The sequence below is a fragment of the Streptomyces sp. NPDC001415 genome (assembly GCF_053597395.1).
Genome location: NZ_JBSFIE010000002.1, coordinates 190,756 through 209,096, shown reverse-complemented (window position 1 = coordinate 209,096; position 18,341 = coordinate 190,756). Strand labels below are relative to the sequence as shown.

General features: G+C 69.8%; 17 protein-coding genes. 8 read left to right on the top strand and 9 right to left on the bottom strand.

Going from position 1 to position 18,341, the window contains the following annotated elements; all coding sequences use genetic code 11:
- Positions 1 to 204: 204 nt before the first annotated feature.
- Entirely contained in the window at positions 205 to 1,482 is a 1,278-nt protein-coding gene (locus ACWC2B_RS03130; RefSeq protein WP_450714692.1) for a helix-turn-helix domain-containing protein, read from the top strand.
- Here the strand turns inward: ACWC2B_RS03130 and ACWC2B_RS03125 are convergent.
- From ACWC2B_RS03125 to ACWC2B_RS03115, 3 genes are all read right to left on the bottom strand, one after another.
- The gene (locus ACWC2B_RS03125; RefSeq protein ID WP_450714691.1) at positions 1,472 to 2,182 is read right to left on the bottom strand and encodes a hypothetical protein; all 711 of its coding nucleotides are present in this window, start codon (positions 2,180 to 2,182) and stop codon (positions 1,472 to 1,474) included. The two genes, ACWC2B_RS03130 and ACWC2B_RS03125, sit on opposite strands and share 11 nt — an antisense overlap.
- Before the next feature lie 258 nt (positions 2,183 to 2,440).
- The gene (locus tag ACWC2B_RS03120) at positions 2,441 to 4,384 is read right to left on the bottom strand and encodes an FAD/NAD(P)-binding protein (protein WP_450714690.1); all 1,944 of its coding nucleotides are present in this window, start codon (positions 4,382 to 4,384) and stop codon (positions 2,441 to 2,443) included.
- A gap of 284 nt (positions 4,385 to 4,668) precedes the next feature.
- Positions 4,669 to 5,373 (bottom strand): SDR family oxidoreductase, encoded by a 705-nt coding sequence (locus ACWC2B_RS03115; protein WP_450714689.1) that lies wholly within the window; start codon positions 5,371 to 5,373, stop codon positions 4,669 to 4,671.
- A 237-nt stretch (positions 5,374 to 5,610) separates the two neighbouring features.
- Between ACWC2B_RS03115 and ACWC2B_RS03110 the strand changes: the two genes are divergently transcribed.
- From ACWC2B_RS03110 to ACWC2B_RS03100, 3 genes are all read left to right on the top strand, one after another.
- On the top strand, positions 5,611 to 5,814 hold the full coding sequence (locus ACWC2B_RS03110) for a DUF5708 family protein (RefSeq protein WP_450714688.1): 204 nt from the start codon (positions 5,611 to 5,613) through the stop codon (positions 5,812 to 5,814).
- Positions 5,815 to 5,916: 102 nt separating this feature from the next.
- Complete coding sequence (locus tag ACWC2B_RS03105; RefSeq protein ID WP_450714687.1) at positions 5,917 to 6,558, top strand: hypothetical protein; 642 nt, start codon at positions 5,917 to 5,919, stop codon at positions 6,556 to 6,558.
- Positions 6,551 to 7,663: a beta-ketoacyl synthase N-terminal-like domain-containing protein gene (locus tag ACWC2B_RS03100; protein WP_450714686.1), complete on the top strand. Its 1,113-nt coding sequence runs from the start codon at positions 6,551 to 6,553 to the stop codon at positions 7,661 to 7,663. Before ACWC2B_RS03105 ends, ACWC2B_RS03100 begins: the two co-directional genes overlap by 8 nt.
- Positions 7,664 to 7,788: 125 nt before the next feature.
- Here the strand turns inward: ACWC2B_RS03100 and ACWC2B_RS03095 are convergent, their stop codons facing one another.
- The 4 genes from ACWC2B_RS03095 to ACWC2B_RS03080 form a co-directional block, all read right to left on the bottom strand.
- Entirely contained in the window at positions 7,789 to 8,979 is a 1,191-nt protein-coding gene (locus tag ACWC2B_RS03095; RefSeq protein WP_450714685.1) for an amidohydrolase family protein, read from the bottom strand.
- Positions 8,980 to 8,994: 15 nt separating this feature from the next.
- On the bottom strand, positions 8,995 to 10,116 hold the full coding sequence (locus ACWC2B_RS03090; RefSeq protein WP_450714684.1) for an MAB_1171c family putative transporter: 1,122 nt from the start codon (positions 10,114 to 10,116) through the stop codon (positions 8,995 to 8,997).
- Positions 10,113 to 10,484 (bottom strand): hypothetical protein, encoded by a 372-nt coding sequence (locus ACWC2B_RS03085; protein ID WP_450714683.1) that lies wholly within the window; start codon positions 10,482 to 10,484, stop codon positions 10,113 to 10,115. Before ACWC2B_RS03085 ends, ACWC2B_RS03090 begins: the two co-directional genes overlap by 4 nt.
- Positions 10,485 to 10,706: 222 nt before the next feature.
- Positions 10,707 to 11,162, bottom strand: coding sequence for a helix-turn-helix domain-containing protein (locus ACWC2B_RS03080; RefSeq protein WP_450714682.1), 456 nt, complete (start codon positions 11,160 to 11,162; stop codon positions 10,707 to 10,709).
- A gap of 926 nt (positions 11,163 to 12,088) precedes the next feature.
- Here ACWC2B_RS03080 and ACWC2B_RS03075 point away from each other — a divergent pair.
- The 4 genes from ACWC2B_RS03075 to ACWC2B_RS03060 all read left to right on the top strand — a co-directional run bounded on the left by ACWC2B_RS03075 (position 12,089) and on the right by ACWC2B_RS03060 (position 15,724).
- Complete coding sequence (locus tag ACWC2B_RS03075; RefSeq protein ID WP_450714681.1) at positions 12,089 to 13,531, top strand: NAD(P)/FAD-dependent oxidoreductase; 1,443 nt, start codon at positions 12,089 to 12,091, stop codon at positions 13,529 to 13,531.
- Positions 13,532 to 13,602: 71 nt separating this feature from the next.
- The gene (locus tag ACWC2B_RS03070; protein ID WP_450714680.1) at positions 13,603 to 13,875 is read left to right on the top strand and encodes an acyl carrier protein; all 273 of its coding nucleotides are present in this window, start codon (positions 13,603 to 13,605) and stop codon (positions 13,873 to 13,875) included.
- A gap of 3 nt (positions 13,876 to 13,878) precedes the next feature.
- Entirely contained in the window at positions 13,879 to 14,685 is an 807-nt protein-coding gene (locus ACWC2B_RS03065; protein WP_450714679.1) for an alpha/beta fold hydrolase, read from the top strand.
- A gap of 22 nt (positions 14,686 to 14,707) precedes the next feature.
- Positions 14,708 to 15,724: a zinc-binding dehydrogenase gene (locus ACWC2B_RS03060; protein WP_450714678.1), complete on the top strand. Its 1,017-nt coding sequence runs from the start codon at positions 14,708 to 14,710 to the stop codon at positions 15,722 to 15,724.
- An 87-nt stretch (positions 15,725 to 15,811) separates the two neighbouring features.
- On the opposite strand, the gene ACWC2B_RS03055 is transcribed toward ACWC2B_RS03060, so the two are convergent.
- Positions 15,812 to 16,303 carry a MaoC family dehydratase gene (locus ACWC2B_RS03055; RefSeq protein WP_450714677.1) on the bottom strand — a complete coding sequence of 164 codons (492 nt, stop codon included), beginning with the start codon at positions 16,301 to 16,303 and terminating at the stop codon, positions 15,812 to 15,814.
- Between the two features lie 10 nt (positions 16,304 to 16,313).
- The gene (locus ACWC2B_RS03050; RefSeq protein ID WP_450714676.1) at positions 16,314 to 18,335 is read right to left on the bottom strand and encodes an acetoacetate--CoA ligase; all 2,022 of its coding nucleotides are present in this window, start codon (positions 18,333 to 18,335) and stop codon (positions 16,314 to 16,316) included.
- Positions 18,336 to 18,341 lie beyond the last annotated feature (6 nt).

Genomic DNA, 18,341 nt, shown 5'->3' with positions numbered 1-18,341 from the left:
CTTCCCCATGACGATTATTGACTCATACATGACTCTAGTATGACCTTCATGGGGGATGATGCCGCCGGAACCTAGTTACAGGGAGGCGGAAGGGACCGTGCATGCAACGAATGCGGGCATGACACTCCGTGATCGGCGGGTAGACTGCGCAGTCATGGCCAGTGTTGGGCGGCCCGGCACACTTCACTTCAGCGAGCGGTCTTGATGGTCGAGCAACCGGAGTTCGGGAGACGAGTGCGCGAGATCCGTGTCGCACGCGGGCTCTCCCAGTCGGACATCGCGGGCAACGGAACGTCCCCCAGCTACGTCTCCCTCGTCGAGAGCGGCAACCGCACCCCCAGCCCCAAGGTGGTGCGGGCCTTCGCGGAACGTCTGGGCGTCTCGGTCGACGAGCTGTCTTCCCCGGCCCCCCAGGAACTCCAGCGTCTGCACCGTGTGGAGCTGGTGGGCCGGCTGATTTCCGCCCGGTCCCGCCAGAGCACCGGTGACCTCGCCTTCGCCCGGGACGAGCTCCTCGACGTCGCCCGGGCGGCCGCGGCCGCCCGGATGGACGAGATCCGGTGGGAGGCCCGCTGGGAGCTGGCCGTCACGCTGGGTCGCCTGGGCGAGGCCGACGCCCGCGAGGAGACGCTGCGACAGCTCCTCTCCGACCCGCTCACCGATTCCTCCCCGCTGCTGCGCGCCCGGGTCGCCGTGGAGACCGCCGACGTGCTGCGGCACGCGGGCCGGCTCTCCGAGAGCGTCCTGCTCTCGGAGGAGGCCCTGCGTTCCGTACCGGACGACGGGACGGCCGTACCGGAGCGCGTCCAGGCCCAGGTGAGCCTGCTCTCCGGGTGGCTGGCGAGCGGCGAGTGGGAGCGCGGGGCCGGGCTCCGCGAGGAGCTGCTGAGCTCCGCCGACGCCCTGCCCGCGGGCCAGTTGCAGGCCACCGCCCTGTGGGTGGCGGCCGAACACCACTATGCGGCGGGCGAGCCGGAGCAGGCCCTCGCCGTGATGAACCGCGCCCTGTCCCGCGCCGATCCCGCGGCGGACATGGCGACACGGCTGCGGATGCTGTGGGCGGCCGCACTGCTCCATCTGTCCGTCGGCGACGAGAAGACCGCCGGGGACCTGGCCGAGCGGCTCGGCCAGACGGTCGTCCTCCTGGGCACGCCGGCGGACGCGGTCCGGGTCGCGACGCTCCGTACGCTCGCCGCCCTGCGCGCCGGCGCGGTCGACCGAGCCCTGGAGCACGCCGGAGAAGTCGTCCGGGGGCGGGCCGAGCTGCCGCCGCTCGACCGGGCGGGCGGTGCCGTGGCCGCGGCCCGCGCCCAGCGCACGGCCGGGCGCACGGCCGACGCCGAGGCCGAGTACCGCACCGCCGCCGCGCTCTACGAGGCGGCTGGCGCCTACCGGTCCGCTTCGGCCGTGTGGCGGGAACTCAGTGTCCCCGACGGTGCCCCCGCCACCTCGGCCGACCATCCGGCGATCGTCACCCCGTGAGGCACTCCCGCGGCGCTCCCAACCGCCACACGCGCACGGCGCGCAGCGGTGCGGACGTCGCGGCCGCGGCCACCCAGCCACCCTGCGTCTCCGGCAGGTCGACGACGTAGGCACCCCGGAGCCGCTGTCCGCCGCCGGGCAGCGGCTCGGGTACGAGCACCTTGCCACCCCAGCCGCCGGGCAGCGCGTCCACCTGGTCCGCCAGGGACAGCCTGCCGGGGCCCGCCAGCCGGAGGGCCGCTTCCTTGCGGGCCCACAACCGGGCCAGGAACCGGGGACGTTGGTGGTCCGGCGCGAGGTCCGCCGTGCGCCGTTCGTGTTCGGTGAACGGCAGGTACGCCGGTGCCGCGAACGCCCGCGGCACCGGGTGCGCGCTGAGCGCCACCTGCGTGCCGGAGGCCAGGGCGACCCCGAGCCGTCCGCCGTCGTCACAGATGGTCAGCCCGATCGGCAGGCCGTCGACGCGCAGTCGTCCGTACCCGTCCCGGCTCAGCGGGACCTCGTGCTCCCGGCGACCCAGCAGGTCGGCCAGCAGGCCGCGCAGCCGTCTCTCGTTCCGGTCACGGAACGGTCTGCCGCCCGGCTCGGAATGCGGCCCGTCCTCCTCGGTGTCGAAGGAGAACACGTGCAACTCGCCGTCCTCGGCAGAGCGGACTGTTCCGGGCTCCCAGGGTGCCGGCCCCTCAACTGCGGTCTGCAAGACTTCCCCCTCTGCGGCCCTGGTCAAGGGCCGCTTTCCTCCGTTGTTCTTTGTGAGAACACGGTCGGCACGCCGGTCATGCGCGCACGATCGCATTCGAGCCACCTCTTCGCCCGGTGCCAGGCACGGGCAATGCCCCTTTGTATCCCAGGCACTTGGGCGGACTTTCATGGGCGATCCCAGGCTAGCTTCTGCCGATTCTTCCGATAATGGAAGTTTTTTCATGAATTGGCAGATCTTCGGTGCGAGTTCACGGGTTCAGCGGGCGCCGAGGGCATGGCGGGCAACGATGTCGTTCTGGCGGAAGAACACGGCATCGGTCCCCGGTCTCGGGAACTGCGCGGGGCCCGCCACGCTGCGGTCGCGATGGATCCGCCCGTCCGTCCCGACGGGATGCAGCGCGGGCCCGGACAGGCGGATCCCGCCCGTGCCCGTCTCCCCGGTCAGTTCCTCGGCAAGTTCGCCGCGGGCCCAAAGGGCTCGGATCATCGGGTCTTCGGCGCGCTCGGGCCCGGCCTGGTCGAGTCGGGCGTCGAGCAGCACCGAGCCCTCGTACGCCCCGGGCACCGCCGGGCTGTACGCGCGGACGACCCGGCGTCCGTCGTCCGTGATCGCGGGCCTCACCGTGGTGCCGGGTCCGACGAAGGTGACGACGCCCGCCTCGGCCAGCGCAAGCAGCCGCTCCGCGCGCGCCATCGGCGGCCCGGAGCTGAGGAACGCGCCGAAGGCGAAGCGGTCCAGGGCCTCCACCACGTCGTGCGGCGGCAACTCGCCGCCCCGCCAGAGCTCCTCCAGCACCGCCCCCGTCGCCGTGAGGCCGTCCACGACGGCGGAATCCCCGCTGGCCAGCGGGTCCCTGCGCCGGCGTAGGGCCGCCGCCATCTGGGCGCGTACGTGGCTCTGAAGGTCCTCGGGCCCCTCGAACCGCAGCCCCGCGAGGGGCGCTTCGAGGCGGTCGAGGTCCAGCCGGTCGGAGGGGTCGGGCACGGCGGTGTGGACCAGCTTCACCTGCCGCTCGTCCCCCGCCGGGAAGGAGCGGAACCCGCGGTCGAACTCCGCCCAGTCCATCACCGCGCTCCCGGGCCGGGCCGTGCGGAGCTGCCGGTAGTGACGCCAGGTCAACTCGGCCACCACCAGCGGCCACACGTCGCGGCGGAAGCCCGCGCCGGGCCGGGCGAGCGCCTCGCGGCAGGCGTCGAGCGTGGCGATCCGGGGCGGTTCCACCGGTACCGCCGAGGTCGGCGCGGGGCGGGGTGGCAGGGGTACGCCGCGCCGGGAGCCGGCGATCAGGTGCGGCTCGCGCCCCGACGCCAGGTACCGCAGCCGTCCGTCCTCGCGGACGAACCGCCCGCCGCGCCCCTCGGTCAGCAGCATCGCGCAGTCCACGAAGACCAGTCCAAGACCCCGGGTGACCACCCGTGCGCCGGGCGGGATCGCGGCCAGCCGCTCCGGGTCGGCCGGGCCGGGACCGATACGGGTGACGCCCTCGGGGCCGGGCTCGCGCAGCGCCCCGTGGTGACCGGTGGCGAACACGACGTGATCGGCGTCGAAGGGCGCCGATCCGTCGTCAAGGACCACCCGCTGCCCCTCTCGCCGCGTGCCCCCCGGCCCCTCGGTCTCGGTGCGGAACACGTCGACGGCTCGGGCCCGGTGCACCAAGAGCCTTACCCCGGGCGGCAGTTGGGCGGTAGCCCGATCGAAGAACCAGCGCAAATAGCGGCCCTGGTCGGCACGGGAGGCGTAGGCGCCGTCGTGGAGCGGCCCCCCGAGCCACGCCCCGGTGGTGGGCCCCGGGCGGACCGGGCCCGCGCAGCCGACCGAGGCGTCCGGGAACAGGGTGACGTCATCGGCCGCGGAGTTCATCCACAGCAGCCGCGGCTGGTCGGTCCGCCAGACGCGTCCGGCCCCCGGCGGGAACGGCTCGACCACGTGCAGATCGAGGCGCCCGCCGCGCAGGACGTCCGGGGCGTTGGCGAGCACCCGCTCGACGATCGAGGCACCGCGCGGCCCGCAGCCGATGACGCAGATCCGGCGGACGCGGGACGGGTCGGACGGGGCCGGGACAGCCACGGAGGCGGTCGATGCCTCGGGGACGGAGGGGGTCGTCTCGGGGACGGCCTTCGGCTTGGACGCGTCCGAGGCATCGGGTGCGCCGGACGCCCCGGGTATGAGGGACGCGTCCGGTATCGGTGCGGGCGGCACGTCCCGCGACCGGCCGGCCAGTAACCGGTCCCCTCCCGATGGGCGGGCCGCGTTCGGCGATCGGCTTCCGTCCACGGCGTGGGACGACGGGCGTTTGAGCCCGCCAGGGGCCGGAGCTCCGGCGTTGTTCATGGTCTTTCCCCCGTTGTTCGTCTGTTCCGTGTGTGCTTGCCGCCCGGTGTCCGGGTGCCGTGCCGTTGCCCGGGGTCCGGCTGCGACCACCGGGTGTCCGGGCGCGGCTGCCGCACGTCCCGCGTTGCCACCGGTGGCGGGGCGGCCGAGCGTCAGTGGCCCATGCCGGCACCTCCGTCCACGGGGACGACGGCACCGGTGATGGCACCCGCGTCGGAGCCGGCGAGGAAGGCGACCGTGGCGGCGACCTCCTCCGGCCGGACCATGCGGCCCATCGGCACGCCCGCCAGGATCGCCTGGCGGCGGGCCTCGGGGAGCGCGGCCGCCATGTCGGTGTCGGTCAGACCGGGCGCGACCACGTTCACCGTGATGCCGCGGCCGCCCAGTTCCCGGGCGAGCGAGCGGGCGAAGCCGATGAGGCCCGCCTTGGCCGCCGCGTAGTTGGCCTGCCCGGCCTCGCCCGACAGCGCGACCTGCGACGACAGCAGCACGATCCGCCCGCGGCGGGCGCGCAGCATGCCGCGCACGGCCCGCTTGGTCACGCGGTAGGCGCCGGTGAGGTTGGTCAGGACGGGCGCGGCGAAGTCCTGCTCGGACATGGAGAGGAGCAGTCCGTCCCGGGTGATCCCCGCGTTCACCACCAGCACCTCCACCGGACCCAGCTCCTCCTCGACCCGGTCGAATGCTTCACGCACACTGTCAAGGTTCGTGACATCGCAGGGCACACCGAACACCCCATCGGGCGGTGGTGCCTGACGGTATGTGACGGCGACACGGTACCCGTCCGCGATGAACCGTCGAGCGACAGCCAGCCCTATCCCTCGGTTGCCACCGACGACCAGCGCGACGCGCGTCATCGCCTCCCGCCTTCCTCGCCGGTCCGGGATGAGGGTCGAAATTCCGCCAACTGATGTGCGGGAGCAAACGATCGGCTCCCGCCGGGGAGGAGGCTTCGGACCTCCGAGTACGCCGAAGTGTGGCGTCCCATCTCCTCCTGTGGGAGGACATCAGTTGCCGTGAACTGGCCTAGCCTGGCCAGTAATTCCTGAAATGGCTTGCTCAAAGGCCCCTGAAACTCCAGGAGGTTCCACCCCATGGCATCCCCCGCCAGGCACTTCGCAGAAGGTGCCGCCACGTTCGGCGTCGGGCTCGCGCTCCGCCTGTTCACCGAGGACGTCCACATCCCCGTCTTCACACTCACGAAGGTTGGTGTCGTTCTGATGTTCATCGGTGGCATAGAGATCCTCTACGGCGTGTACCGGACGGCGAGCAGCCGGAGCGGCAAGACCAGCTCCTGACGGGGCCTGCAACAACAGTCATGTGATTCAACCATTATTGACTTGGCATGACTAGGCGCCTCAAGATACCCCCGGGATCATGAACTGAACGGGGTGAGGAACATGACGGAACGCAGTACCGGCACGGAGCCAGGGCCCTACGACCACCCCGCACTGGCGCTCGCGGCCACGGCTGCGGCTGCCGCGGTCTGTGAGGCGGCCGGGTCCGGCCCGCTGCCCCTGCTCGCCGAACCGTCACTGCACACCAAGCCCGTGGATGCCGTGAGTGCCGCGCTCGGCTCCGCGTTCGCCGCCCTGCCGGCGTCGCTGCGCGCCACCGCCCCGCTGTACGTCCTGTGCGACGACTACAGCGTGCTGGCCGCCCGGCGCCTGGCGGCCCGCTGCACCGACCCCGCGCGCCGGCTTCGCCCGTCGGACTCGGTGGCGGCGGAGACCTCCGAACTGGTGCGCCCCTGGCTGACGGCCTCCGGCCGGACCGGCCGCTGCTACCTGCTGGCCGGGACGACCGCCTCCAGGGCACTGCGTCTCGCCGACCCGGCGGCCCGGCCGGCCACCGTGGTCTGCGAGTTGGCCCTCGTCCCCGGCGAGGATCCCTACGCCCCCGGACTGCTGGCAGTCGCCGCCGTGTGGGGTGCCGCAGAACCGGCGGCCGCTCCCGCGCCGGCCGGGCGGGCCGCCGCGGCGCCGCCCGCTTCCGGTCTGCTCACCACCCTGTTCCAGGAAGGACGTGCGGCCCGTGTCTGACGTCGTCATCAGCGGAATGGGTCTGCTGACCCCCTTCGGGCGGGGCGTGGACGCCTACTGGCGCGGGCTCACCGAAAACCGGACCGCGCTGGCACCCGCCCGTCGCTTCGCCGTCCCCGCCTACCGGGGCGAACCGGTGGGCGAGGCGGCGGAGTTCACGCCCGACGGCACACCCCGCAAGCGGGCCTATGCCGCGACGGCCACCCGGGACGCGCTGCGCGAAGCGCGGTTGCCGAAGCTTCCGGACGGCACCCTGGCGATCCTGGTGGGCCAGGCCCCGACGCCCTCCGGCGGCTCGCCTCTCGACGCGGAGGAGCGGGAGTTCCTCGGCCCCGCCGCCGACGAGGTGCTCGCGGGCGCGGACGCCGTGCACCTGACGCACGCCTGTGCCTCGGCGCTGTTCGCGATCGCCTTCGCCCACGAGGCGCTGCGTACGGGAAGCGTGCCCGCCGTCGTGGTCGCCGGAGCGACCGCCCTGAACCACTACGAGTACGCCAGCATGGACGTGGTCCGGGCCGTCGACCGCGCCGCCTGCCGGCCCTTCGACATCGAACGCGGCGGCATCTCGCTCGGCGAGGGCGGCGGCGCGCTCGTCCTGGAGACCGCCGCCCGCGCCCGCGCCCGTGGCCTGAACCCTGACCTCGTGGTCGCCGGCACCGGCAGCCGGGTCGCCGCGGGCAAGTCCGTCGCCTCGGACGAGACCTCCGTCGCGGACTGCCTCCGTGAGGCGCTGGACTCCGCCGGCACCGACCGCCTCGACTACGCCCACGCCCACGCCACCGGCACCGCCCAGGGCGACACCGCCGAACTCCGCGCCCTGGAGGCCGTGGCGGCGGAGCGCTCCTGGAGCGGCGTACCGGTCAGCTCCCACAAGGGCGCGATCGGTCACCTGCTCCACATCTCCGGCGCCCCCGGCGTGGCCGCGGCGGCCATGACCCTGCGCACCGCGACCGCCCCGCCCACCCCCGGCCTGCGTACCCCCGAACGAACCACCCGCCTGACCCTGCCGACCACCGCGCTCCACCTCCCCCGGGCGAGGTTCGCCGCCGTCAACAGCTTCGGCTTCGGAGGGAACAACGCGACGGTGGTCCTGCGGCGGGACTGAGCGACACCGCTCCCCGAGCGAGGTCCCCCATGAAACCCGCCGCACCTGACGCCCGGCTCACCCGGGGCCGACCCGGGCCGATTGGTCCGGGGGTGGGCCGGTGGGTCTCAATCCTCCCAGGGGCGTCAGCTCCGGAAGGGCCGGCCGCCCGCCATGACGAGGCTTACGCGCCGGAGGGCGTCCAGATCGTCGAGGGGGTTGCCGTCGACGACGAGGACGTCGGCTCGGTACCCCTCGGCCAGCCGGCCGGTCTCGGAACCGATACCCAGAGCCCGCGCGGCGTCGACGGTGGCCATGTCGATGATCTTCGCGAGCGGGATGCCCAGGTACTGGTAGAACTCCAGGCTGTTGACGAACTTGTCGAAGACGGCTCGCGTCACGCCGGCGTCCGTGCCGGCGACCATGGGCACGCCGAGCTTGGCCATCCAGCGCATGGACGTGAAGAGTTGTTCGGCGCGTTCGTGGCCGACCCGGTCGGCGAACGCCCGCCAGTTGGGGCTGGTGGCCGTGCAGACGTGGATCCCGGCGGCCTTGATCTTGTCCACGAGTTCTTCGCGGAGGTCGAATCCGCCGTCCTCGGCCATCCACGTGCAGTGCTCGATGGTGCTCACGCCCGCGGCCACGGCCGCCTCGATCCCCGCGGTGCCGTGGGCGTGGACGGCGACCGGCAGCCCGGCCCGGCGGGCTTCCTCGACGACGAGCCGGAGTTCGTCCTGGCTGAACTGGTTCTGCCAGATCGCCGGTCCGCCACGGGTGAGCCCGCCGCCGGTGGCCATCACCTTGATGACGTCGGCCCCGGCCTCCACGTTGCGCCGCACCAGGGCACGGATGGCGTCCGCCCCCTCGACCTCGCCGCCGAAGAACCAGCAGTGGCCTCCGGGCGAGGTCACCGGCGTCGCTGCGGAGAGGATGCGCGGACCGGGTACGGCGCCCTCGGCAATCGTGTCGCGCAGGCGCAGGGCCAGGCCGTTCCGGTCGCCCAGGTCGCGCACCGTCGTTACCCCGGTGCCGAGCAGCTGCCGTGCTCGCTCGGCCATGCCGTTCAGGAGGGCCTCGTCGTCGGTGTCCTGCAGGGCGGTCACGGGGTCCGAACTCGCGTCGAATGCCAGGTGGGTGTGACAGTCGATGAGGCCGGGCAGCACTGTGGCATCCCCGAAGTCCTGCCGCGCGACGCCGTCGGGTGCCACGGCCTCGACCGCAGAGCGCGGGCCGACGGCCGTGATGGTGCCCGCCCGCACCAGGACGGCGCCGTCCTCGACGTGCTGTCCACCGGGGCCGGTGAGCACTCGGGCTGCTGTGATCAGTACGTCACTCATGAACTCTTCGAACTCCTATGCCGTCTTCACCAACGCGTCGGCCACGGCAACCAGCTGCCGTGCGTCGGCGTCGATGCTGTCCTCGCCCGGAAGCGCTACCGCCAGCGCATCGGTCGTCGCGGGAGTGCCCGCTGCTTGCGCGCCCAGGGCTGTGCGCAGGTGCGCCGCCACGGCCTGGGGCGTGGCTCCGTCCTCGACGCCCAGTTGTGCCAGGTACGGGCTCACCCGGACCAAACCGTCACGGCACTCGATGACGCGTCGGTAGTAGCTGCGGTGCACTCCATGCACGCGTATCGCCTCGCGCCACTTGCCTCCCGGCGTCCGGCTCAGGGCGTCCTGCGGAAACGCGTCGTGCAGCAGGACCCACAGCGGGCGAAGGCTCCGGTACGTCCGGCGGTGCTGCCGCCAGATCCGGAAATTCGCCAGGCGCATGGCGACACCGGGGTAACTCAGCCCAGCGACGAAAGCCGGCACCGCGATCAGGAACAGCAGCGCCGCGCCATGGGACAGCGCCGCCGGAGCAGAACCGCCCTGCCAGCCGATCAGGTCCGTCACCACGCGGAGAGCATTCGCCATGGCCATGCTGGCCAGGGAGCCGGCGGTCATCCACAGGCCGATGGTGGCGGGTCGCTGCGACATCCGTGCATAGCGGGCGGTCCACCGGGCGGTGGTCGCGAACGCGTAGACCAGATACAGCTGGGCGGCGATGAAGAACACCGCCACCTGTGGTGTGTGCAGGTCAGCCTGTGCGTAGGGGAGACCGCGCACTTCGGCCGGAGTGGTGATGGTGGCGACCGTGATGACGATCGTCGTCACCACCAGGGGCACCGCTTCGAGACGGGCACGGCGAGTCGCCCGGGCCCGGTCCGCCGCGGAGTGCAGGTAGAACGTCAGTAGCGAGTACACCGCGGCGAGGAGCAGTACGTTCGACAGCAGGCTGGCCGCGCCGGCGCCGAGCGCCGTGTTGAGGGCGCGCTTCTCGGGCGGAAATCCCGTGGAGAACGAGCCGGCCGCGCAGACGAGACAGGCGGTGACCGCCTGGAGAGTGCGGTCGCGAGGCGCCTGGGTGAGCTGGTAGACCTTCCAGAGCACCGCCAGCAGGAACAGCCCGGCCGTCAGGAACATCACGGCGGTCACAGCCACCCCCACCGGTCGCCGAGGGCGGTCTGAACGCGGTTCACCGATGGATCGGCGACCGGGCGGGGCGTCACCCGGTCCAGGACCGAGGCCCATTCGAGGATGATCGTGGCGACGAGTTCCGCCTGATGCTCGTGCTCCTCGTCGTACGAGGTGCGTCGCAGAGCGCGGGTGACGGTGTCCGGCGAGAGCCCGGGCATGGTCCCCTGGAGGAAGTCGGCGTCGGTGTCGACGCCTTCGTGGTCGGCCAGGATGTGACCCACTTCGTGCAGGATGATGTGGTCCTGGTGGGTCTTGCTGGTTTCCCGTTGGTACAGGATGTAGTCGGTCGTGGGTGTCGCGATCCAGCAACCGAACGGGCCCGGCATGGGAAGCGGATGGGGCACCAGCCGAATGGGGCGCCCTCGTCGCTCGCCGAGCTTGTGGCACAGCACGTCCACCTGGAGTGGTGGCTGTATGTTCAGGGCCCGCAGTTCCCGCTTACAGCGGCGTCGAAGCTCTCGCTCCTTCAAGGGATTCTCTCCTGAGTAAATGCGGCATGAATCCCCCTTTCCTGCCTTACTGCTGATGACGGTTCATTCCAGCACTGATCAGCCGCTCATGTCGTCACCGCGTTCTACCTGCTCCAGCTTGTAGACGACGTCCAGGAGATCCATCACCTGCTTGCGCCGCTCGGGAGAGAGTTCGCCGGCTCGCATCGCCATGAGCTTTACATCGCCACCGCCCATGGCCTCTTTCATCTGGGCCTGTTGGGCTTCCAGCGCTTTGAGCTTCCCCTCGACCTCGCCGGCGGCCTCGTCGTCGAAGAAGTACGCGACGGGAACTCCGAAGAAGTCGGCCAGCGCCTGCAGGTGACTGATGGTGGGGTTGGTCTTCTTCCCCTTGCGCAGCTGCCAGACATAGCTCTGCGAGATCGTGGTGAGCCCCTGCCTGCTGATGCCGTCCGCCACCTGCTCGTTGCTGTACTCATGGCCGTCGGGCGGCCTGATGCTCTCGAACAGCCGGTTGAGCTTGTCGGCGAGGCTGCGGGACCTCTGCTCGCTCACGCCTCCCCCTCTCCACGGGACGTACCCCTCCACAGTACCTGAGTGCAATTTTGGGCCCGAGCTAGATTCATCACAGTGGAGACGGTGGCGTCTGCTTCCACTGACGTGAGAAGCTTCGACCGCGGCGGTCTTCACGTGAGTGAAAACGGCGTCGCCTGCCGACGGGTGTCCGGGGCTGGGCCAACGGGGGTGTCCAGCGCCGGGCGCTGTCGCGGTGCCGGGCCGACGCCGGCCCGGCCGCACGGTGAACGGCTGGGCCTGTGCTGATGATGGCCACGGACGCGGGGTACCCGGCGGGGAGGGGAACGCCGGTGCCCGGGCGGGGTCACATCGCGGGGACTGCCGGTTCGGGGGAGGGCTTCGGCCGCATGTCCGTCACTGAGGCCGTGCGGCACGATGCTCGCGCGCCGGCCTCGTCCTTGCGACTCCGCCCCTCGGCCGCAAGTCGGGCATCGACGTGTCCGGCAAGGACGCCGACCCCGAGGCGGACGACCGCGACGACGTGACGATCGCCCGAACCGGCCGCAAGCAATGGGCACCGGCTGCCCGGCGCCGTTGAGGGCGCGCGGGTGCGCGGCAGGCGTGGCCGCCTGCGGCGGTCGGGCGCTGGGCGGGGGTACAGGTTCGGGCCCTCGGCGGGCATCAGGCCTCCGGTGGAGGCTCCGCCGCCTCCGACCTCGCCTGTTCTCCGTCGCCGACCGCTGCGATACGCGCACCACGGCCTGGATCCATGTGATTACCGACGCCTACCCGACGCGACAGCCTGCGCACCGTGAGCCCGAGCTGAAAATGTCCAGTCCGAGAACCGCCGGATCGTCACAAAAGATCAATTAAGCGCACCTTTAGCAGTGCTGCGGCCGTCCCTTAACCGCGGCGTGGTTGTGTGTTGTCCTTCCTGGCAGCCATGCGAATTAAGGGGAGCATTGATGTCGCGAGTTCTAGTGATAGGTGGCGGGCCGGGAGGTTCGCTGACCGCGATGTTGTTGGCCCGCGCAGGTATCGACGTCACCTTGCTGGAGCGGGAGACATTTCCCAGGTATCACGTTGGTGAATCTCTCACCTCATCGTGTCGCGTCATGATGGATATCGCCGGCGTCCTGGAGAAGGTCGACGCCGCCGGGTTCACCAGTCGTCGAGGTGCTCTGCTGAGGTGGGGCGCCGAGGACTGGACCATCGACTGGGCTGAGCTCTTTGGGCCGGATGTGCGCGGCTGGCAGGTGGAGCGCGCCGAGTTCGATGAGATCCTGCTGCGGCATGCACAGGAGCAAGGCGTTCAGGTCATCGAGGGCGCCCACGTCAAGAAGGTCCGCTTCGAAGGAGAGCGCCCCGTTGCCGCGGAATGGGTGGACACGAACCACTGCAACGCCCGGAAGGTGACCGAGTTCGACTTCCTTGTCGACGCCTCCGGCCGTTCGGGAGTGCTCGCCGCCCAGCATTTCCGGAATCGCCAGGCCCACGAGATCTTCCGCAATGTCGCGATCTGGGGCTATTGGGACGGCGGCGAGCTGTTGAAGGGAACGCCCTCAGGCGGCCTCAACGTCGTCTCCACGCCTGATGGTTGGTTCTGGGTCATTCCCCTGCGGAACGGAAAGTTCAGCATCGGGTTCGTGACGCACAAGACGCGCTTCGTCGAGCGGCGTAAGGAATTCGCATCGGACGACGAAATGCTGCTGACACTGGTCCAGGAATCTGAGACGGTGCGCGGTCAGCTGGCGGATGCAAAGTTCACCGGGCCTACCCGGGTCGAGCAGGACTACTCCTACGTGGCCGACAGTTTCTGCGGTCCCGGCTATTTCCTGGTTGGAGACGCCGCCTGTTTCCTCGATCCGCTGCTCTCCACCGGAGTGCATCTGGCGATGTACAGCGCGGTACTCGCGGCTGCGTCCGTGATCAGTGTCGACAATGGACAAATCAACGAGCGTGAGGCGCAAGGGTTTTACGAGTCGCTGTTCCGCAATGCTTACGCCCGCCTCATCGTGTTGGTGTCCGGGGTCTACGAGCAGTACAAGGGCACCGAAAGCTACTTCTGGCTCGCCCAGCGCCTGGTCCGGGAGAAGGAGCGCTACGACCGCCCGAACGGGGCCTTTGCCGAGATCTCCGCGGGGCTCAGCGACCTCAGGGACGCCGCGGACTCGCGGGGCACGAGTGCCATGCCAGAGCTGATCGAGGAGGCGGACCAGGCGCGTCGGCGCGCTGACGAGAACGCCCCGGAAGGGCAGACCGCCAATCTCAACGCGCTCCGCATAGAGCCCAGCGATCTTTACGACGACGCCTCGGGCCTCTACCTGGTCACCCAGCCTGCCCTTGGCGTCAAACGCGCGCGCCCGGCCTCCGCGCCCTCCGGCGACCACGCGGATGCCACCCGCTGAACCCGGACTTCCCGGCCGGCCTGGCCAGGGGCCACTGCCCCATCACTCCACCCAGAAGAAGGAGAACAAGCATGTCTGCGCTGCCACCCGACGTGATGAACTGGATCTACGAGCAGAACCCGGACATCGAGGACATTGACATTGACCTCGACCTGTTCGACACCCGGCTGATCAACTCCCTCTCGCTGATCGAGTTCGTCCTCGTCATCGAACAGGCCAGTGGGCAGGTCATCGACCGGCGACAGCTCAAGACCGAGGACTTCCAGACCCTGCGCACGATTCAGGAGAAGTTCTTCGACAGGCCGGCGGCCTCTGCCACGGCCGCCGTGGCAGAGGCCGGCTGAGTCATGCCCACGGCCACAGTCAATGGAGTGCACATCTCCTACCGTGTTCAGGGCGAGGGCGACCCGCTGCTCCTGATCGGCCCAGCCGCTTCACCGGCTGTCGTCTGGGACCGGCATCAGGTTCCGGATCTCGTACGGGCCGGATTCCAGGTCATCACCTTCGACCTGCGCGGGAGTGCCCCCTCGGAAGTTCCGCCTGGCCCCTACGCGCTCGACGACCTCGTCACCGACACGGCGGAGCTGATCCGCCATCTGGGTCTCAGGTCCTGCCTTGTGGCGGGAGTCTCGATCGGAGCGATGATCGCCCAGGAGTTGGCCAGGGAGCACCCCGGGCTTGTCGGCGCGCTCGCGCTCATGGCGACTCGGGGGCGGTCGGACGTCTTTCACGATGCGCTGGCACGGGGATGCGCTGATGCCATGCGTGCCGGAGACGCGCTGCCTGCGGGGTACTCGGCTGTGGCCACGATGTGCCAGCTCTTCGCTCCGGAGAGCCTGGGTAACGACAAGTTCGCCGAGGACTGGCTGACGACCCTGTCCCTCTTCCCCCAACGGGGGGCGGGGTTCGCGGCCCAGTACGAGGCCACTGTCACCAGCGACCGGCTGCCGGGATTGCGTGACATCCAGTGTCCATCGCTTGTCCTCGCGTTCGCCCACGACATCGTTATGCCGCCCGCCATGGGGCGTGCGGTGTCCGAAGCCATCCCGAGGTGCCGGTTCGAACTGCTCGAAGGATGTGGGCACTTCGGGTTCCTGGAGCGCCCCGAGGAAGTCAACCGCCTCCTCATCGAGTTCTTCCGCAGCGTCGTGTGACACCGTCTCCCAGGAGGGATTCATGGAGGACTTGAATTCGATGGCGGCCGAGAGCCGTCAGGCGACCCTCGTAGAACTGCGGCAACGGCGTCCCGGAGAACTGGACTTCGAGATGGCCGCCGTTCGAGCGCAGCCGCCGCGTCCCGGCGAGGTGTCCGTCCAGGTGTTCGCTGCCGGACTCAACTTCCCCGACGTGCTGACGGCGATGGGACTCTCCGCGACGTACTTCGAAGAACCGCCGCGGCCGGGACTGGAGTGCGCTGGTGTCGTTACCGCGGTCGGGTCGGGCGTGACGGCATTCAAGGTCGGCGACCGTGTCGCGGCCATGGCCGAGGGGGCCTTCGCGTCTGAGGTCAATGTGCCAGTGACATCGGTTATGCCGGTGCCCGACCACATGGATTTCGCGCAGGCCGCCACGGTGCCCGTCGCGTTCGTCACCGCCTGGTACGGCTTGGTCCGGATGGCCGGCCTCCAGCGCGGAGAGCGGCTCCTCATCCACTCCGCGGCCGGCGGAGTGGGTCTGGCGGCGCTGGCGGTCGCGAGACTGAGGGGAGGCGAGGTACTGGCGACTGCCGGAACGCCCGAAAAGCGAACGTACTTGCATGAACTGGGCATCAGCCACGTCATGGATTCCCGCAGCACGGAGTTTGGGGACCAGACGATGGCGGCCACCGGCGGCGAAGGTGTCGATGTCGTCCTCAACTCTCTTACCGGGGAGCTGCTGCGCCGCGGTCTGGAGCTGCTCCGAGTCCGCGGCAGGTTCATCGAGATCGGCAAGCGAGACATCATGGCCGACGCCGCACTGGGTCTGGGGCCCTTCCGTAATAGCCTCAGCATGCACAGCGTGGACCTACGGCTACTGATTGACCGTTGCCCCGAGCTCATCGGGGAAATCCTGGCAGAGCTATCGCCGTTGTTCGCCTCGGGCGCACTCGCGCCGTTGCCCTATACACCGTTTCCGGTGACGCGGGCCGACAGCGCGTTCCGGAAGATGATGGGCGGACGCCACATCGGAAAGATCGTGCTGACATTCGCGTAACGGAGCCGGAAAACGATGGAGCGGCCGCTCTGGCCAGTAGGCGATGGAGCGGCCGCTCTCTCGTCGGTAGGTAAGAGGAACCGGCCGCTATGGCCTGCGCCGCAGCATGTTCATGATGGTCATCGTCAGCACTGTCTCGCCGTGTTGGTTGAGCACCTCCACGGCGGTATGCACCAGGCCGCGGTCTGGCTTGGAACGGGAAAGGCGGGCCCCGGTGATGGTGGCCCGGACCGATAGCGTGTCGCCCGGCCGCACCGGCCGCTGCCAGCGCACTTCATCGACGCCCGGGGACGCGAGCGACGCAACCTTGCTCAGGTAATGGTCCGCGTACAGGCGCATCATCACGGCCGTGGTGTGCCAGCCACTCGCGATCAGCCCCTGGAATGGTCCGGCCTGTGCCGCAACGGGATCCGTGTGAAAGCTCTGAGTGTCGAAGCGCCGGGCGAACTCAAGGATGTCCTGCTCGGTGAGGGTGCTGCTACCGAAGGTGTGTACGGTGCCCTGCACATAGTCCTCGAAGTACCGGTCTTCGATGGGGGTGGCGAAGTTGTCGGTGGCGTCCGGGGTGGTAGTCGTCATGGGTGCCCTCTCACTCGGTTCCGCGGTTTGGTTCGGCGAGGTTGTGTGCAGCACGATCACGCGTACGGTAGCGGACCGCCGCGTCCTCGAATGCGCTGAGTGAGCCAGGATTGGCCAACGCGCCCCGGGCCACGACGAGTTCGGGATCGGCGCCGGCCAGGATGCGCTTGACCGGCACCTCCAGCTTCTTGCCCGACAGGGTGCGAGGGATGGCCGGGACCTGGACGATGTGGTCCGGGACGTGATGCTCGGAGAGCGCGGTGCGTAGCGCGCGGCTGATCCGCTCGCGCAGCCGCTGGTCGAGCGTGGTCTCCCCGCGCAGTTCAACGAAGAGCATCAGTTTGTCGGCGCCGGTCTTCGACCCTTCCGCGTGGATGACGAGGGAGTCGGCAACATCGTCGACCTCCTCCACCACGGAGTAGAACTCCGCTGTGCCCAGGCGTACCCCACCGCGCTTCAGCGTCGCGTCCGAGCGCCCGCTGATCACGCAGGTGCCCCGGTCGGTAATCCTGATCCAGTCGCCGTGGTGCCATGCCCCTGGGAACCTCGTGAAGTACGAGGCGTGGCGCCGCGATCCGTCGGTGTCTTCCCACAGGGCGACCGGCATGCTGGGCATGGGCCTGGTCACTACGAGCTCCCCGGTGCGGCCGGTGACTGGCTGCCCGGCCGGGTCGTATGCCTCGATCCGCGCCCCCAGACAGCGGCAGCTGATCTCACCCTCGAAGACGGGCAGTAGCGGCACTCCGCCGACGAAGCCAGTGCACACGTCGGTGCCGCCTGACAACGACGTGAGCATGGGGGAAGGCGCCTCGCTGCCGTCCGATGCCTCGTACAACCAGCGGAACCCTTCCGCGGGTAGCGGGGCGCCGGTCGATCCGATGCCGCGCAGCCGCGAGAGGTCATGGTCTCGCCACGGGGTGATTCCGGCCTTGCGGCAGGCCATCAGATACGGAGCCGAGGTGCCGAAATATGTTGTTCCGGACTCCGCTGCAAGCCGCCAGAGGGCATCGAAGTCGGGATACGTGGGGTTGCCGTCGAAGAGCACCACGGCGCTGCCCACGGCGAGTCCGGAGACCAGGTAGTTCCACATCATCCAACCCGTGGTGGTGAACCAGAAGAAGCGGTCTCCTGGGCCCAGGTCGTGGTGAAGAGCGAGCATCTTCAGATGCTCCAGGAGGATGCCTCCATGGCCGTGCACGATGGGCTTGGGCAGCCCCGTGGTCCCCGACGAGTACAACACGTACAGCGGATGGCCGAAATCCACCTGCTCGAAATCGAGTTCGTCCGTTTCGGCAAGCAACTCGCACCAGGACAGAGCGTTGACGATGCCGGAACCTGCGTACGGCACGGTCACGGTGTGTGTCAGGCTCGGCAGGGCGGCGCGGATCGCCTCGACCTCAGGTGCGCGGTCGATGAGCCGGTCGCCTGAGCGGTAGCCCGTGACGGTGACCAGGACCTTCGGCGCGATCTGGCGCCATCGGTCCTGCACCGACCGGGCGCCGAACTCCGGGGCGCACGAGGAGAAGACGGCACCCAGGCTCGCGCACGCGAGCAGCAGCACCAGGGCTTCGGGAATATTCGGAAGATAGGCGGCCACCCGATCCCCACGCCCCACCCCGAGGTCGCGAAGTCCGCGCCGTGCCCGCGCGACTTGGTCGCGCAGATCGTCGGCGGTGAGCACGGTGGGCTCTCTCGTTTGGGAATGACCGAACACCACAGGAGTAGGGCCCTCGACACCCGGCATGCCAAGTACGCGCTGCGCGTAGTTGATTCGAGCCCCGGGGAACCACTGGACGTCCGGCATGGCGGGTGCGTCGACGAACGCGGTGGCCGGGGTCTGTGGCGTGACCTCGAAGTACTCCCATATGGACGACCAGAAGCCGTCCAGGTCCGTCACGGACCAATGCCACAACTCGGCATAGTCGTCGAAGCGGAGCCCGCGGTGCCGGTCGAGCCAGCGCAGGTAGTCGCCGATGCGCGAGCGGTCGAGTACGTCGTGGGGTGGGGTCCACAGGGGGATGTCGGCAGTCATGGTAGT

Excerpts from the sequence above, each read along its gene's own strand:
- ACWC2B_RS03075 (WP_450714681.1), top strand. The coding sequence starts at position 12,089 with ATGTCGCGAGTTCTAGTGATAGGTGGCGGGCCGGGAGGTTCGCTGACC.
- ACWC2B_RS03070 (WP_450714680.1), top strand. The coding sequence starts at position 13,603 with ATGTCTGCGCTGCCACCCGACGTGATGAACTGGATCTACGAGCAGAAC.
- ACWC2B_RS03115 (WP_450714689.1), bottom strand. The coding sequence starts at position 5,373 with ATGACGCGCGTCGCGCTGGTCGTCGGTGGCAACCGAGGGATAGGGCTG.
- ACWC2B_RS03055 (WP_450714677.1), bottom strand. The coding sequence starts at position 16,303 with ATGACGACTACCACCCCGGACGCCACCGACAACTTCGCCACCCCCATC.
- ACWC2B_RS03110 (WP_450714688.1), top strand. The coding sequence starts at position 5,611 with ATGGCATCCCCCGCCAGGCACTTCGCAGAAGGTGCCGCCACGTTCGGC.
- ACWC2B_RS03060 (WP_450714678.1), top strand. The coding sequence starts at position 14,708 with ATGGAGGACTTGAATTCGATGGCGGCCGAGAGCCGTCAGGCGACCCTC.
- ACWC2B_RS03130 (WP_450714692.1), top strand. The coding sequence starts at position 205 with ATGGTCGAGCAACCGGAGTTCGGGAGACGAGTGCGCGAGATCCGTGTC.
- ACWC2B_RS03050 (WP_450714676.1), bottom strand. The coding sequence starts at position 18,335 with ATGACTGCCGACATCCCCCTGTGGACCCCACCCCACGACGTACTCGAC.
- ACWC2B_RS03105 (WP_450714687.1), top strand. The coding sequence starts at position 5,917 with ATGACGGAACGCAGTACCGGCACGGAGCCAGGGCCCTACGACCACCCC.
- ACWC2B_RS03065 (WP_450714679.1), top strand. The coding sequence starts at position 13,879 with ATGCCCACGGCCACAGTCAATGGAGTGCACATCTCCTACCGTGTTCAG.
- ACWC2B_RS03085 (WP_450714683.1), bottom strand. The coding sequence starts at position 10,484 with ATGCCGGGCCCGTTCGGTTGCTGGATCGCGACACCCACGACCGACTAC.
- ACWC2B_RS03095 (WP_450714685.1), bottom strand. The coding sequence starts at position 8,979 with ATGAGTGACGTACTGATCACAGCAGCCCGAGTGCTCACCGGCCCCGGT.